We start from the raw sequence: 14,206 nt of genomic DNA on the forward strand, positions 1-14,206 counted from the left end.
CGAGAGCCGCATGAATAAAATCCCAGATAAACTCAAAGTTGAATTTGATGCCAGGCGTTATAAGTTTCTGCTGCATGTCCACGCCGACTCCTTGAAAGCCTGGGAAACGCCTCCGCTTCATCTCGTGGAGGCGGCCGTCAAATCCCAGGTGGATCTGCACATTCCCGACCGTCTGCATCATCTTCACTTGACGGTGGATCGACTCAAAGGCGTTTGGAACGCCTTGCCGCGTTATCCTGAGATCAAGGTGATCCAGGTGGTGGTGGCCGAACTCTATCCCGACCTTCCCGGCTTTGTCGTGGATATCGATACCACGCATGACGATCAGGTCCTGATCACGCTGCCCTCGCGAAACGAGCTTGTCCTGTCGTGGCATCCCGCCTGGCTGGAAGCCTATGCCAACCTCAAACTCTTCAACGCAGGCATCAAGGGCACTCTGAATCCCGCCCAGCTTCGGATGGCCTATACCCGGGCCTCGCAGTTTCACGAGCCCATCGTCAACCATCCCATCAGTTTCGCCGCTCGTTCGAATCCCACGAAAGCCGGCAAGGATTATCACCTTCTGGTCCACCCCGTGCGGCACGAGATGGAGCTGGTGGTCGGTTCCGTTCACAATCTGCTGCAGGAAAACGTCCAAAAGCAGCTGTTCGAGGAAATGGATGAAGCGGGTTGGAAGCTCGTTCACAGCTCGGGCCGCACGCCTTTTTTCAAGGACTTTCGCAAGGTCATCCGCCGCAGCCTTGAACTGGTTCAGAATCAGCCCCAGGCGATCGGTCTGGAGCTGCCGCTGGTGCTGCCCGCCGGTTTTTTTCTGAAAGAGGAAAACCAGAGTCCGCGCCTTTCCGAATTGAAAACCATCGCGGCCTATTTTCAGGCCCGTGATCCCGCGAAGGCGACCCATCAGGTCTCCTTTTTCCATCGGGATGAAATGAGCGCAAGGCAGCGTCTTCTGACAAAGCGCGGCATTCCCGGAGCGGCCTCGCTTTATCCCGTGAGTGCCCTGCACCTGATGGAAACCGAACTCGCGCGAGATTTCCTGGATTTCGCCAAACTCGGACGCTCCACGTTCCTAAGCAGTCAGCGCGAATTGCAGGCCATGGTGTTTACCATCCCCGGAGCCAGCGCGGAACGATATGCCCGGGAAATGGAATGTGTCTGGCGTGACTTTATCCGGACGTATGGAACGAACAAGGAGGATGGCCAGTGCATCACCATTCTCAGCCATTTTTTTCCGCTGTCGGTGAACCCTCACGCTCGCAAACCGCAATCCCAGGGACGGAAAAAACAGGATCATGATGGGGCCAGCTGGCTGCCCATGATCGTTCGGGAAATCATTGCCCTTCCCGCGGTTCCCGCTGATCCTGCGGCCATAGCCTCCTGCCTCGCGCCGAATGTCTCCGGGACGGCGGTGAAGAAGGCGCTCGATTCCCTCCTGGCAATGGGCATGATCAGTTATGATCCGAACCAGCGCCGCTATCATCAAAGAGAGCGCAACGTGGTCACGGGGGACGAAAAAGCCCACGAAAAAATTCTGCGGATCCATGAAGAGATGTCTGAGCTGGCGGCGGCTGTCCTGGACGATCCGCCCGACACCATGCGTTCGCTGGCGATCCATGTCCTCATTGATTCGCAGTCGTTCGATGTCGCAAGGCAAAAGATCCGGGAATGGCTGCACGGCCTTCTGGATCGCACCGGCAAGGAACGCGATCAGGATCAGGTGTTTCAGCTCAGCATTCAAATGTTTCAGGGTCCGACCTGACCCCGCGTTTTATGGGCAACGGGCCCAGCTCAATTTCCATTTCTGATCATGAAAGTCACCAATCAAACTATCCGCGCCCATCACACCCGCGGCATTGGGATACCTCGTCCGGTCGTTATTCCAGACGCGGATGGCGGTTTTAATATTCAAGGCACGTTTGGTCTCACAGGACGACCAGAGCTTGTCATGCAGCTTGACGTCCTGTTGAAAGTGGAAAGGATTCTGCTGCGGGCCCTTTTTGGTGTTGGTGAATTCGCCCTGTTTGTCGGTGGCCTGGTAGTAATAGCTCGTTTTATGCTCGGCATGGATCCCTTCATCGAGATTCATATAACCCGCATAATCAAAGCCTGCGACCGCAAAGCGCCAGCCGGGGGGAACCCTGAGATTGACTGTGACCTGGCAGGCCCGACGGCCATCACTCGGACTCAGATGAGGCGCCGCCTCCGCGATGTAATTGCGAAAAATGAGGGAAAAACTGAGGCGATCCGCGGCTACATTCTTGTCGACACTCCCCGGTGGGCAGCCATCACCATTGAAGATGACGTCCGTGATTTCGAAATAATCGGGCACCATTTCCTGCCCTTCCGTCGGGGCTGTCAGACTTAGCAGACAGCTCCCTATGAGGAAATACGGCATTCGCATAAACTTCTCCTTTAAAGAGCAATTTCCAGACTCACATTAACAAATTATTGTCGAGACTCAAGACGAAGTCAGGAGCTGTCGCCAGGCCCTGGCTTCAGGCTGTGAATTGTGTTCACCGAGTGAACGAAGCTGGCAGAACGCGGATGGGGGGAACATCCCAGCCGCCACCCCCGCATGGCAGGGATGGTGGACGGGAAAGGCCGGCGGATTAGACTTTTTTGGACATCCATTCCACCAAATCAATTTTGGTGAGGATATGCAGCGGATGGTTCTGCTTGTCGAGGACGATCGCCAGGCCCGACTTCATGATGGCGCCCTGCAGCGAACTGATGGGTGTGTTCAGTTCCACCGTGGGGACCGAGCGTTCCATGATCGCACCCACCTTCTCATCCACGGCATCCGTGGAGCTGAGGAAGTGCAGAAGGTGATCCTCGGTCAGAATCCCGACCAGGTAGTTGTTGTTCAGAACCGGCAGCTGCGAGATGCACTGGGTCCGCATCAGCTCAATGGCTTTTGCCGCGCTTTCATCGACGCTGACCGTGATGAGATTGCGTTTGGGCTTCGCTTCCACGAGGCGTTGCACCGTTCCTTCCAGCGCCGAGGGGCCGGAGAAGCTGTTATCCGCCATCCACTTGTCATCGACGAATTTCGTCATGTAGTTGCGCACGCCGTCGGCCAGCAGAACCACACAGTTTTGGCCTCTTTTCAACCTTTTGGCTTCCCTCAAGGCCGCAAACAGAGCGGAACCTGACGAACCACCGCAGAGCAGACCTTCCTCGCGAATCAAACGTCGCGCGAGCAGGAAGGATTGCCGATCGTTGGTCTTGACCCAGGTCTGCACCAGCTCACGGTCGAGCACATCGGGGATGAAGTCATAGCCGATGCCTTCCACTTTATAGGACGCGACCTCGGTGCCACCGCCCAGGATCGAACCTTCAGGGTCCGCGCCGATGATAATGCAGTCGGGGCAGGCTTCCTTCAGACGCTTGGCCACACCGGTAATGGTCCCGCCGGTCCCGGCGCCGATCACGACCATATCCACCTTGCCGTTCAGATCGCGCAGGATCTCTTCCGCGGTGGTTTCATAATGCACATTGGGGTTGGAGGGGTTGGAATACTGGTCCAGGATATGCGCGTTGGGCAATTCCTTTTGCAGACGCTTGGCCACGCTGATATGGCTTTCCGGAGCATCCCAGGCCGCTTCGGTTGGGGTCCGGATAATTTCGGCGCCCAGTGCTTCCAGCACCACCTGCTTTTCCCGGCTCATTTTTTCGGGCATGGTAATGATGACACGATAGCCGCGCACGGCACCGGCCAAAGCGATACCGATCCCGGTATTGCCGCTGGTGGGCTCAATCAGCGTGTCGCCTGGCTTGATCCGGCCCTGTTTCTCGGCGTCCGTGACCATCCGATAGCCGATACGATCCTTGACTGAACCGCCTGGGTTCATGAATTCGCATTTGGCGTAGAGATTACAGGCGAGATTGCTGCCGACCCTATGGAGTTTCACCAAAGGCGTATTGCCAATCGCATCGAGAATGGTTTCGCAAAGCATGCACTTATCCTTCCTAGTAGGGGAAAAACAGGACCAATCCCCCGGTTTTACCTGAAGCTGCCAGTGAGTTGTCAATCCCTGTGTGAACTGGCTCTTATCCACCTTCCATAATTAACAGGAATGCACAGGAATTTCGAGGTCATGTCGAGCAGTAACAAAATCTTGACGCCGTGCACTCGTTGACAGGCAAGGGTGTCAGTGAAACAATAATGAATGATATCTCGTCATATTCTTGACCAGGCCGGTTTTTCGGAGTCCCCGGACTCACAGCAACTTGTCACACTGGCCGTAAACTTCGGTTTCCAGACAATTCACCACTGCGGGCTATGGCATGCTATTTAAAAAACCATTGCTGGCCATCGACATCGGTTCCTCCTCGATCAAGGCGATCGAAATGTCGGGCGGGCAACAGAAAAAGCTCCACAATTTAGGCATCGAACTGCTGCCGCGTGGAGCGATTGAGGCCGGAATCATTCGTGAGTCCGAAGTGGTCTCGCGGGCTTTGAAAAAACTGATGGATCGTCTCGGTATCTCAACCAAGGCCCGGCGTGTGGCCATCTCCGTCTCGGGCGTATCCACTCTCATCAAGCGGGTCACCGTGAATGTGGAAGAGGATACGGATACGGACGAGGCGCTCTACGAGGAAGCCAAGCAGCAGTTCCATTCGAATCTTGATGAGATGTACTTTAGGCATCAGGAAATTGAATCCGCCTTTGTGGATGAGGGACAGCGTTCCTTTATCCTTGTTGCTGCGAAAATCGAAACCATTGAGCAGTATGTCGAGCTCATCCATCGCGTGGGTTTGAAAGTCGGCATCACGGATTGCGACGTTTTCTGTCTCGCCAACATGTTCGATCATAACTATCCCGTGGCGGATGCCCTGACGATGGCCGTCAATATCGGGGCCAGCGCCACGCAGGTGATCTTCCTCTACAATGGGGAATTCCTGTTCTCTCGTGAGTTCTTCACCGGCGGCAACGATATCAGCGCCCGCATCGCCGAGAATCTGCGGGTGGACTTTGATAATGCCGAATCCCTGAAAATCTCCGCCTCGATGGGCGATCAGGCGATAGCTGATCGGGTGCGTCCGGCCATCCAGGAAATCAATGATCAGATCGCGGTCGAAATCAATACGACGCTGACCTATTTCCAAAGCGAGGAAATGAGCGGGCGTTTTGAGAAGGTCGACCATATTTTCCTGGCCGGTGGTGCCGCCAGCACGCTGGATCTCGGCTCCACCATTTCCTCGGTTTTAAGAGCCCCGGTGCAGGTGATCAATCCCTTTCAAAGGATTGACATCAAACCCTCGGGCATCGACATGGACTATATCATGACTCAGGGTTCGCTGTTCGGCATCAGCGTGGGCCTGGGTTTGCGTGACTTCACAGATGTTGGCTAAGAGGATGACGGGCCCGTGATTAAAATAAACCTCACACCGGTTGAAGAACTCGAGAATCCCTACTGGTGGATTCCGGATCTATCCGTGCTGCTGGTCATACTGCTCCTGAGCCTCGGCGGCGTCTACATTTACGTGAGCTCCGTGGAGGCTGAAATCGCGGCACTGGAAGCGGACAAGAACCGCATGGCGGCGGAAACCCAGGCGCTTGCCTCGGAAGTGGAACGCTACAACTCCCTGAATCAAAAGATCGAGCTCCTGGAGTCGAAAAAATTCTCACTGAAGCGCATCACCGAATCGAAACTGGTGCGGTTCCTGCCCATCATCCTCCTCGAGAATATTCAGAACCTGAAACCGTCAGGTGTTTGGCTGACCGCGCTGGCCTTTATCGACAAGAAAGCGGACGGCCAGCAGGCGCCGCCTCCTGATATGAATCAACCGATGGCGGCCAATGGCGCCGCTCCGGGTGCGCCCCAGGCAGCCATTCCACTGGATGGTGCCGGTGCGGAATATCCCTTCGTCATTGAAATCAGCGGCAGTGCCACGAGCAACGTGCAGATTGCCGAATTCATGATGGCCCTTAAGACGACCCAGAATCAGGCCTATGAAAAGTCTGATCTGCGCACGCAGCTTTTCTTCAGCGATGTGGCGCTTAACTTTTCCCAGGTCTCGACGCAGAAAATGGATGGCAAATCCTCTGACTACGTCAACTTCAAGTTGCAGCTCAACTCACGTGAACGCACCGGTCGCGATACGGATAGTACAGGTAAATTCAGCCAGTTTATCGATGATTTCCGTCGCAACGGTCAGGCCAGTATGAACTGAGGACGCCATGGAATTGGAAGATCTGATCGACAAGTACCGCAATTCCAAACGCCAGGTCCGTTATGGGCTCGTGGGGCTGTTGGCCTTGCTGCCGGCCCTTAATACCTGGTTCAATCAAGGGGAATCCCTTGAAGCCAGGCGGACGCAAGCGGAAGTGGACGTCGCAACCGAACGTCAGAAGTTTGAAGCGGCCAAACAAAAAGTGGCGGAGCTTCCGGCGCTGATGGCCAGGCTTTCAGAAATTGAAGAGGAGCTCAAGCGCGCCAAGCAGATTCTGCCGGATCGCATTGAAATGGATGGCATACTCGCTTCGCTCGGCAACCTGGAAAAGGAACTTGATGTGAAAATCGCCAAGTTCACACCGGGGCAGGAGTATCAGCCCAATCCGACTTTGGAATACAAGGAAATGCCGGTGGATCTCGTGCTGCAGGCCAGCTTTCCGCAAACGATGCGCTTTCTGGATCGCCTGGTCCATATGCCGAACCTGACTCATGTGCGCAATATTCAATTCGGCAATAGCGTGCAGGATATGACCAAGAAACCCGGCGAACCTCCGCTTCTGGAAACCAGTGCGCGTTTGATTCTGTTCAAGGGGATGTAAGATGTGTTGGATGCGCCCAATGATGTTTCTCCTGCTGCTGCCCTCGGGGAGCATGCTGGCCGCCGACCCCATTCCCCATTCCCGGAGACTGGCTCAGAACGCGGAACCGATCAATGCCAAGCCGGTCAAGAAAAGAAAACCGGCTGAGCGCCTCGATTTGAATCAAATCGATTTGGAGCAGGTGGAAGAGGAATGGGATAGCACGCCCACCCGCTCCACCATAGACGTGGGCAGCTCGGTGAAAATTCGCGAAATCGTCGAACCATCCAGCGAATACAGCTACGCATCCTTTGGGCGACCGGATCCCTTTCAGGCTCCGGCGGCTCTCATGGATCCAGGCACCAGCGCTGGTGCCTCCGTTACGCCCGAAGGCAGTGAGATAAAAATCACCAGTCCTTTGCAGCGTTATCCTCTCAATGATCTCAATGTCAAAGGCATATGGCAGCTCTCCACCGGTGAGGTGCGGGCCGTGATCCTGACCCCCAAAGGCGAAGGCGTCGTCGTCAAGGAAGGTGATCCCATCTCCTCGGGCAAGGTGCTGAGCATCAAACGCGAACTGCTCACCGTGCGGCTCTATCGCCTGCGTTCCGATGGTGTGCGTGAATATGAAGATGTGGGCATGAAAATTGGTGGAAGCTCGGATGCCAGCCAGGGCGTGATCAAACTCGAACCCGGCAAGGATCCTGTTTTTGTGAATCCCGATGCTGACAGAAAACCGATGCCGGTGGCGCCTTTGGGCCAGGCACTGAATCCTGTGGCGCCGGCCTCACCGATGCCTACTCCTGGCGCGCCGGCAGCAGTTCCCGCCGTGGCTCCTGGTGGTGTGGCCCCGATCCCTGCAGCCGGTGTGCAACCGATTCAGCCCGTTGAAAAAGGACTCGACCCAGTCGTTCCCCGCACGCCGAAGTAAAGCGAACGGGAACAGGAGGATGATGGATGAAATACTTGCGAAGAGGCCGTCAACGTCTGGCGCTCATCAGTTGCTTGCTGCTTCTGAGCTGCAGTTCAACGAACAAGGCGGCGAAAACGTCCGATGCCGATCGCCTGGCGGAATTGGAGTTCAGCGAAGAGAATGCTGAGGCGGCCATCAATGAAGCCATGGTCAATGAAGGTGGCTCGACCCTGAATGCCGGAGATGAAGCCAACTTCCTGAACGCCGAAAGCGAAGGGGAGAACTTCGTCAATGAAGCATCCAACTCCCGTGAGGATATGTTTGGGGATGAGTTCGAGGAAAACACGCTGGTGAATACCACCGGTGATCCTGATACCATGATCGATCCGACATCGGAATCCTTTGCGGCCTCTGATATGGGCCAGGATTCGGCGCTGATCAATTCGAATCCGACCGTCCCGGATGCCATGCTGATGGATGAAGGCGATCCCGTGGCCGCGGCCGCTGCGGCTGAATTCGGCGATATGGGCAACTTCACGGATAACATTGATCCCATCGGCGAAGGCTCCGATCAGGTGCCTCCGGGCATGGTGGAACAAACCGCTGCGGTCAACCCCACGGTTCCTGCGGCGGCACCCGCTCCTGCACCGGCGGCGCCGATGGCTCCGACCCAGCCGGCTCCCGCCCCGGCCGAGGAGCTGGAACCCGTGTCGAGCGTTCTCAGCTGGGTGGGCTATCGTATTGCAGAAAAACAGCGCCAGCTGAAAGTGGAACTCTTCAGTCAAGGCAATCCCGATTACGAGATCTTTGAGGAAACCAACCGTTCCCAGCAGCTTGAACTCGTGATCCGCTTTTATGCGACGCGTCTGCGCCGGAAAATTCATTGGGATATCAACTCCAGCGAATTCCGTTCGCCGGTTGCTTATATCCGTATGCGCGAATTCAAGGACAAGGGCGTTGTGGATGTGGTGCTGACCCATCGCGATCCCATTCTGCCTGAGTTTTATGCGCGCGAAGGCCGCATGCTGCTCGTTTATAAAATCCCGGAAACTTATTTTAATAACGCCCGGGCGTCCCGTCGCCGCATCAAGGATCGGGCCATCAGTCTGGTGACCGGCAACGAAACACCGCTGCGCCAGGAAACCAAAATATCCTCGCCCAACGGTCCGGACGTTCTCGGCCATCGACGCACCATTTTCCGTGACGAGCCCACCGCGCTGCGTCCGATCAAGGATGTGATTCGTTCCTATCGCGAGGACGCAACCGACGAGCAGGGTCTGCCCGAGGATTTCAATCGCAAGCCGGCTCCCCGGCAGCAGCGTGCGGTCTATCACATCGAAAGATTCTCCCTCAGCTCCGTGGGGCAGGATGATTTGAATGAGGCGTTTGAAGAGGAAGAGGAATCCAATTTTGCATTTGACGCCTTGAAGCGGGCGAAGGATAACGAGGCCGCGCAGGAGGTCTCGAACGATACCATTCAGAATGTTCCAACCGAAACGGTGGAAGGCAATTTCATACCGAACGCCCCGCCCCAGAATGCAGCCACGCCCAATGCGATTCCCGTCGCGGATGAGATGGCTCCTTCCGTCGCTGATCCGGCGCTCATGGAAGAGGAGGCACTGCCAGCTGCCGACCCGGCCGCAAATGTTTCCATCACCGACGAGGCCATGGCGGAACCGACTCCAGCTCCTGCTCCAGCGCCGGCAGCCGCGCCGGTCCAGGACCCCATGGATCAGATGACCATGCCCGCCAGCAACACGCCAGCGCCCATGGAAATGACCGGTCAGGCCGATCCCAATGGCGGTCAGGCTTACGTTGGCAAGCCTATTTTCATGGAGTTCTATGATGCCCCGCTGTCCCTCGTCCTCAAGAGCTTCTCAGAGGAAACGGGCAACAACTTCGTTTATTCCAGTCAGATCGGAAACACACCGGTCACCGTGCACTTCAAGGGCGTGCCCTGGGATGAAGCGTTGAAGGGCATTTTGGAAACGTATAGCCTCGGCATGGTGCGCATCGGGGAAAGCGTGGTCCGGATCGATCAGGTCACGCGTTTGACTCAGTACATGCAGGATCTGGAACAGGCCAAGCTTTTTGAATTGCGCCGCATCCCGACCAAGGTGCTGGTCTTCCGTTTGAACAACGCTGTGGCCCGTGATGTGGCCACACGCCTGACAGCTCTGCTGGCACGTGATATCGAGGTCGATCAACGCACCAAGATTCAGGCCGATGATCGGACCAATGCCATCGTCATGGAAGCCTCGGTGCAGGTGCTCAACAAAGCCAAGGCGATCATTGAACGCCTCGATCTGGAAACCCCGCAGGTGGAAATCGCCTCGCGGATCGTGGAGGTGCAAAAGACCCTGAACAATTTCTTTGGTGTGGCCTGGGGCAACAGCTTCAACTTTGATCCTGGTCGTGCCCTTGGCTTTGGCACCTTGAACTTCCCGAACTCGGTGGGTTCCAGTTTTGCCGTCGATCCCGGGGTCGCTGCAGCTAATACCGCTGGGGTGGGACGCTTCCGCTTCGGTTCTTTGAACAAGTTCGTCGATCTTGATCTGCTCCTCAAGATGGAGGAAAAGAAAGGCACGACCAACGTTCTGCAGTCCAACCGCGTTCTGGTCCTGGATGGGCAAAAGGCTTCGATCCTCGCTGGTAACTCGCGCTTCTTCCGTCCTGCAGCCGGGGCGGCCACCATTCCCGGACAAATTCCGGCCGGTGGCGGAGCCGGCAATGGCGAAGCCGTGGGTCTTGCGGAAGTCACCTTCAACCTGCAGCTGGATGTCAAACCGCAGATCACAGCACTGGGTTCTGTGATCATGGATCTTCTGATCAAGAGCGATACGCCGGGCGATTCCACCGGGGAAGCCTTGGCCACCAAAAACACCAGGGAATTGACCACGCAGATGGTTCGCCAGAGCGGTGATACCGGAGTGATCGGCGGCATCTATGATACGAGCCGCACCACCACGGTTTCGGGCGTGCCGCTGCTGTCCGATATTCCGATCCTCGGGGCCCTCTTCCGTTCAACGCAAACGGTGGAAAACCAGACGGAACTTCTGATCATGGTCACCCCGACGATCGTATCCGGCAACAATAGTGAAGAACGAATGGAAACTTCCGCGGCCAAGAGCAGCCAACCCAGCCAGGTGATGTGAAGGAGAGCGCCATGTTTCGCCCGATTTTGATGATGTCGATGATCAGCCTGGCTTCAGGCTGTTCCTTCGAGCCCGAGGATCCAGGTCTTTGTAAACTCAACTGCAGCAGCGCCATCATTGGCAGCAATGATGTTCCCTTATCCTTGTCCCTGCAAAGCACAACCAATACCGTGACGTGTGCCGCCGGTGCCGCCGGACAGGTGATCAATGATCCGTTCTTCGCCCAGTTTCTGGTGGCGGAGGCCTTTGATACCGGTGGGGATACGCCGGGCCAAAGACCGGTGCCGTTCATCAGTGTGGAGCCCATTGTGAATGGCCTGCGTTCGGATCTTCCCGAACACAATCCCAATGTGGAAATCAACGGTGATGTCTTCACGCCAGCCCGTTACAAAGGAATCATCACGCCCAAGGATAACTGGTGCTCTGACTCCTGCGGAGTGGTGACGGTTGAAGTGGCCGCCGTATGCCCGCCCGCCGGCTCTTCGAGCGAAGTCAGCATTCAGATGCATTCGGGCGCTCTTTATTCGGATGTGGCCACCTTTACGACGACGACATTGTCCCAGTGATGCGAAAGCGAGTCTGTCATGAATAGCATCGATCATCTCGCAGCCCTTGATCCCGGCAAGCTCGCGAAGTCCGAGCTGGTCGCGCTGGATCATTTCCGCAAAAAGCCGGATGGTCGCGGTTTTTTTGCGGTGGGCGAGATTCTGGTCCGCCATCACCGAATTGAGGAAGCCATTCAGGTGCTGATGCAGGGCCTGGAGCGTCATCCCAATTATTCGGTGGCGCGGGTGTTCCTCGCCCAGCTCTTTTTCAAAAAGCATTTTTTCAGGGAATCGTGGAACTGCCTCGAAGCGAGCCCTTCCTCGCTGCGCACCAATCTTACGGCTCAGATTCTACGCCTGAAACTGTGTGTGGTTCTCAATTTTGAATCCCAGGCTCGCAGCCTGGCGCGGGAACTGGCCGTTCAGGAATTTCAGGATGGTGAAGCGCGCATCGTCATCGATCACATCAATATCAAAACCTTTGTGATGCTGCGGCGGGATTATGCCGAGTATCTGGGCTGGGATGGGGTCAATCAGCAGCAGAAGCAGCAGGCTCAGCGCAATAACGAAATCGCCCTGACATCGAAGAGCCAGGAGGATGAGCTGGCTCAGGAGAATTTTCGGGAGCGCGTCGCCAAAGGCTTTTTCTCAAGCCCGGTGCAGGAAATTTTTGTGAAGCGCTCGGCTCCGGATCTCAAGCCCGGGGACCTGGATGAGCTGACCCGGGCCCGCCTGGCCCGTCGTCAGGGATTCTATCAAACCGCTTTTGAAATCTACGAAAGGCTGGCCTATGCAGCACCCGGCAATGAACTTTTGCGCCGGGAATTTGCTGAAGTCCGGGAACTGCGCGATGCCCAGAAGGAAATCGATCGTCAGATGGACCCGAAAATGGCCGATGCCATGGACAAGGTTCGGACGATCGATAAGAAAATCGCTGTGCTCAATCATCTGCTCCAGAATTTGGAGAAACTGGATGTGGCTTAAGGTTTACTGGGAGTTCTGCGGTTTCGTGCCTTTTCCTTCATGCATGCCATGATGCATACCCATGCGACCTTTCATGGGGCAGGCGTCGTTATCCTTGCAGCTTTTCATCATCTCCTCATGGCATTCCCCGACCGATCGATCACTGCGCAGGCAGGTGGCCATCATCTCGTGATTTTTGGCCATGGTTTCCCGCTGCTCCTTGGTCCATTCTGTCATTTTGCCGTGTTTTCCGGGGCCTCCGGCATAGGCACCCGCACTCAGACTCAGCATGGCACCGGCAACCAGGATCATCATCTTTTTCATGAAAGAACTCCTTTTGGTTTGAAACGTTTGCCACCGCCTTTGATAGAAGCATAAACACTGGATCATTTCGAGTCTTTCTGTGTAATAGACCTGTTACAAATGAGGACAGAGGCATGACCAAAGGAACCAGAAAACGTATACTCATTGCTCATGGCGTAAATCTCGATCTTCTCGGCACGCGTGAGCCGGAAATCTATGGTGCGTCCACGCTGGCGAGTATTGAAGCCGAACTTAAGGCCGTCAACTCCAATCTGGCCAAGGTCTTTAGTCTTGATGCCGCCGAGCTCACCTTTTATCAGACCAATCATGAAGGGCAGTTCCTGGAAAAAATCTCGGAAGGATGGGATGGAGCCGTGATCAATCCCGGCGCCTGGACCCATACATCCCTGGCGCTCGCGGATCGGTTGGCCGGTTTGAAATTGCCCTTTGCCGAGGTGCATCTTTCCAATCTTGCGAAGCGTGAGGCCTTTCGCCAGCATTCGTACTCCGCACCGCATGCTGTGGGCGTTTGCTTTGGATTTGGCGCAGCATCCTATTTGTGCGGGCTCTCGGGACTCTACGCCTGGTTTGCCAAACAGTCCTGAAGGTGGCTTCCGGGCGCCCCTTTCGCATCATGGGTTCTTTTTCGCTCTTGACCTGCCCTCCGCTCCCCCTGCATTCTTGCCACAAAGAATTTAGCGCACACCTTCCCAAAGGGGGACCGATGAAACGTGCCGTTTTTAATCAAAAGGGCGGAGTCGGCAAAACTTCCATTACCTGCAACCTGGCGGCTGCTTTTGCCAAAGCCGGACGCAAGGTCCTGGTGGTGGATCTTGATTCCCAGGCCAATTCCTCGAAGTATTTGCTTGGTTCGCGCATGGAGCGCGTGAACAATACGGTCGCCGACTTTTTCAATTCGACCCTGAGCTTCCGCCTGTTTCAGGATTCGCTCATGGATACCATTTATGAAAGCGAATATCCTGGCCTCTACGTGATCCCGGCCAGTGAGCAGCTGAAAGAGTTGCAGCCGAAACTGGAAGGCCGCTACAAGATTTTCAAACTCGGCGAAGCGATCGACGTCGCCATCGAAAAGATGGGCTTCGATGATGTGTTTTTCGATACGCCGCCGTCTCTGAATTTCTATAGCATGAGCTCGCTGCTCGCGGCGGATCGTGTGCTCATCCCCTTTGATTGCGATGCCTTCAGCGAGGACGCCATTCATCAGGTTATGCAGGCTGTGCAGGAAGTCGCCAATGATCACCGGCCTGATCTGCAGGTGGAAGGCATCATCATCAATCATTATCAGGCCCAGGCCAAGGTTCCCAAGGCCGGCATCGACCGCCTGCAGCAGCAGGGTTTCACGATACTTGAACCCTTCCTGAGTTCCTCGGTCGTGATGCGCGAAAGCCATAGCGCAGGTGTTCCCTTGCCTTTCTTCCGTCCAAGCCATAAATTGAGCCTGGAGTTTTCAGGCCTGGCCGAGCAACTGATTGGACAGAACAAGGCGGGTCGTGACGCAAAACCCAAAGGGCGCAGCCGCCGCACGCCGCAGCCGGAAGCATAAGGAACG

At 55.8% G+C, this 14,206-nt stretch carries 13 protein-coding genes; 10 read left to right on the forward strand and 3 right to left on the reverse strand.

Annotation, left to right across the window (positions count from 1 at the left end):
- Positions 1-10: 10 nt before the first annotated feature.
- Complete coding sequence (locus tag OLTU_RS04635; protein ID WP_141731586.1) at positions 11-1,759, forward strand: TIGR02147 family protein; 1,749 nt, start codon at positions 11-13, stop codon at positions 1,757-1,759.
- A 9-nt stretch (positions 1,760-1,768) separates the two neighbouring features.
- On the opposite strand, the gene OLTU_RS04640 is transcribed toward OLTU_RS04635, so the two are convergent.
- Together OLTU_RS04640 and OLTU_RS04645 are read right to left on the reverse strand one after the other, a co-directional pair.
- A complete protein-coding gene (locus OLTU_RS04640) occupies positions 1,769-2,401 on the reverse strand; it encodes a DUF4360 domain-containing protein (RefSeq protein WP_141731587.1) in 633 nt (210 codons plus the stop codon).
- A 208-nt stretch (positions 2,402-2,609) separates the two neighbouring features.
- Positions 2,610-3,956: a cystathionine beta-synthase gene (locus OLTU_RS04645; protein WP_141731588.1), complete on the reverse strand. Its 1,347-nt coding sequence runs from the start codon at positions 3,954-3,956 to the stop codon at positions 2,610-2,612.
- 331 nt (positions 3,957-4,287) lie between these two features.
- On the opposite strand from OLTU_RS04645, the gene pilM reads away from it, so the two are divergent.
- The 7 genes from pilM to OLTU_RS04680 are packed head-to-tail and all read left to right on the forward strand — an operon-like array spanning position 4,288 to position 12,354.
- On the forward strand, positions 4,288-5,355 hold the full coding sequence (pilM, locus tag OLTU_RS04650; RefSeq protein WP_141731589.1) for a type IV pilus assembly protein PilM: 1,068 nt from the start codon (positions 4,288-4,290) through the stop codon (positions 5,353-5,355).
- 15 nt (positions 5,356-5,370) lie between these two features.
- Positions 5,371-6,177 carry a PilN domain-containing protein gene (locus OLTU_RS04655; protein WP_141731590.1) on the forward strand — a complete coding sequence of 269 codons (807 nt, stop codon included), beginning with the start codon at positions 5,371-5,373 and terminating at the stop codon, positions 6,175-6,177.
- Positions 6,178-6,184: 7 nt separating this feature from the next.
- Positions 6,185-6,778, forward strand: a complete 594-nt coding sequence (locus OLTU_RS04660) for a type IV pilus inner membrane component PilO (RefSeq protein ID WP_141731591.1) — start codon at positions 6,185-6,187, stop codon at positions 6,776-6,778.
- Between the two features lie 19 nt (positions 6,779-6,797).
- Complete coding sequence (locus OLTU_RS04665) at positions 6,798-7,688, forward strand: pilus assembly protein PilP (protein ID WP_176736331.1); 891 nt, start codon at positions 6,798-6,800, stop codon at positions 7,686-7,688.
- 26 nt (positions 7,689-7,714) lie between these two features.
- A complete protein-coding gene (locus OLTU_RS04670) occupies positions 7,715-10,825 on the forward strand; it encodes a secretin GspD/PilQ domain-containing protein (RefSeq protein ID WP_141731593.1) in 3,111 nt (1,036 codons plus the stop codon).
- A gap of 11 nt (positions 10,826-10,836) precedes the next feature.
- On the forward strand, positions 10,837-11,391 hold the full coding sequence (locus OLTU_RS04675; protein ID WP_141731594.1) for a hypothetical protein: 555 nt from the start codon (positions 10,837-10,839) through the stop codon (positions 11,389-11,391).
- Positions 11,392-11,409: 18 nt separating this feature from the next.
- Positions 11,410-12,354, forward strand: a complete 945-nt coding sequence (locus tag OLTU_RS04680; protein ID WP_141731595.1) for a hypothetical protein — start codon at positions 11,410-11,412, stop codon at positions 12,352-12,354.
- A 3-nt stretch (positions 12,355-12,357) separates the two neighbouring features.
- On the opposite strand, the gene OLTU_RS04685 is transcribed toward OLTU_RS04680, so the two are convergent.
- On the reverse strand, positions 12,358-12,657 hold the full coding sequence (locus OLTU_RS04685) for a hypothetical protein (protein WP_141731596.1): 300 nt from the start codon (positions 12,655-12,657) through the stop codon (positions 12,358-12,360).
- Between the two features lie 113 nt (positions 12,658-12,770).
- Here OLTU_RS04685 and OLTU_RS04690 point away from each other — a divergent pair, with 113 nt between their 5' ends.
- Together OLTU_RS04690 and OLTU_RS04695 are read left to right on the forward strand one after the other, a co-directional pair.
- Positions 12,771-13,241: a type II 3-dehydroquinate dehydratase gene (locus OLTU_RS04690; protein ID WP_141731597.1), complete on the forward strand. Its 471-nt coding sequence runs from the start codon at positions 12,771-12,773 to the stop codon at positions 13,239-13,241.
- A 119-nt stretch (positions 13,242-13,360) separates the two neighbouring features.
- Positions 13,361-14,200 carry a ParA family protein gene (locus OLTU_RS04695; protein ID WP_141731598.1) on the forward strand — a complete coding sequence of 280 codons (840 nt, stop codon included), beginning with the start codon at positions 13,361-13,363 and terminating at the stop codon, positions 14,198-14,200.
- The last annotated feature ends 6 nt before the right edge of the window (positions 14,201-14,206 follow it).

The sequence above is a fragment of the Oligoflexus tunisiensis genome (assembly GCF_001748245.1).
GTDB lineage: Bacteria > Bdellovibrionota_B > Oligoflexia > Oligoflexales > Oligoflexaceae > Oligoflexus > Oligoflexus tunisiensis.

What these genes read in the sequence shown, in the direction of transcription:
- OLTU_RS04635 (WP_141731586.1), top strand. Translation starts at nt 11, where the DNA reads ATGAATAAAATCCCAGATAAACTCAAAGTTGAATTTGATGCCAGGCGT.
- OLTU_RS04640 (WP_141731587.1), bottom strand. Translation starts at nt 2,401, where the DNA reads ATGCGAATGCCGTATTTCCTCATAGGGAGCTGTCTGCTAAGTCTGACA.
- OLTU_RS04645 (WP_141731588.1), bottom strand. Translation starts at nt 3,956, where the DNA reads ATGCTTTGCGAAACCATTCTCGATGCGATTGGCAATACGCCTTTGGTG.
- pilM (WP_141731589.1), top strand. Translation starts at nt 4,288, where the DNA reads ATGCTATTTAAAAAACCATTGCTGGCCATCGACATCGGTTCCTCCTCG.
- OLTU_RS04660 (WP_141731591.1), top strand. Translation starts at nt 6,185, where the DNA reads ATGGAATTGGAAGATCTGATCGACAAGTACCGCAATTCCAAACGCCAG.
- OLTU_RS04665 (WP_176736331.1), top strand. Translation starts at nt 6,798, where the DNA reads ATGATGTTTCTCCTGCTGCTGCCCTCGGGGAGCATGCTGGCCGCCGAC.
- OLTU_RS04670 (WP_141731593.1), top strand. Translation starts at nt 7,715, where the DNA reads ATGAAATACTTGCGAAGAGGCCGTCAACGTCTGGCGCTCATCAGTTGC.
- OLTU_RS04675 (WP_141731594.1), top strand. Translation starts at nt 10,837, where the DNA reads ATGTTTCGCCCGATTTTGATGATGTCGATGATCAGCCTGGCTTCAGGC.
- OLTU_RS04680 (WP_141731595.1), top strand. Translation starts at nt 11,410, where the DNA reads ATGAATAGCATCGATCATCTCGCAGCCCTTGATCCCGGCAAGCTCGCG.
- OLTU_RS04685 (WP_141731596.1), bottom strand. Translation starts at nt 12,657, where the DNA reads ATGAAAAAGATGATGATCCTGGTTGCCGGTGCCATGCTGAGTCTGAGT.
- OLTU_RS04690 (WP_141731597.1), top strand. Translation starts at nt 12,771, where the DNA reads ATGACCAAAGGAACCAGAAAACGTATACTCATTGCTCATGGCGTAAAT.
- OLTU_RS04695 (WP_141731598.1), top strand. Translation starts at nt 13,361, where the DNA reads ATGAAACGTGCCGTTTTTAATCAAAAGGGCGGAGTCGGCAAAACTTCC.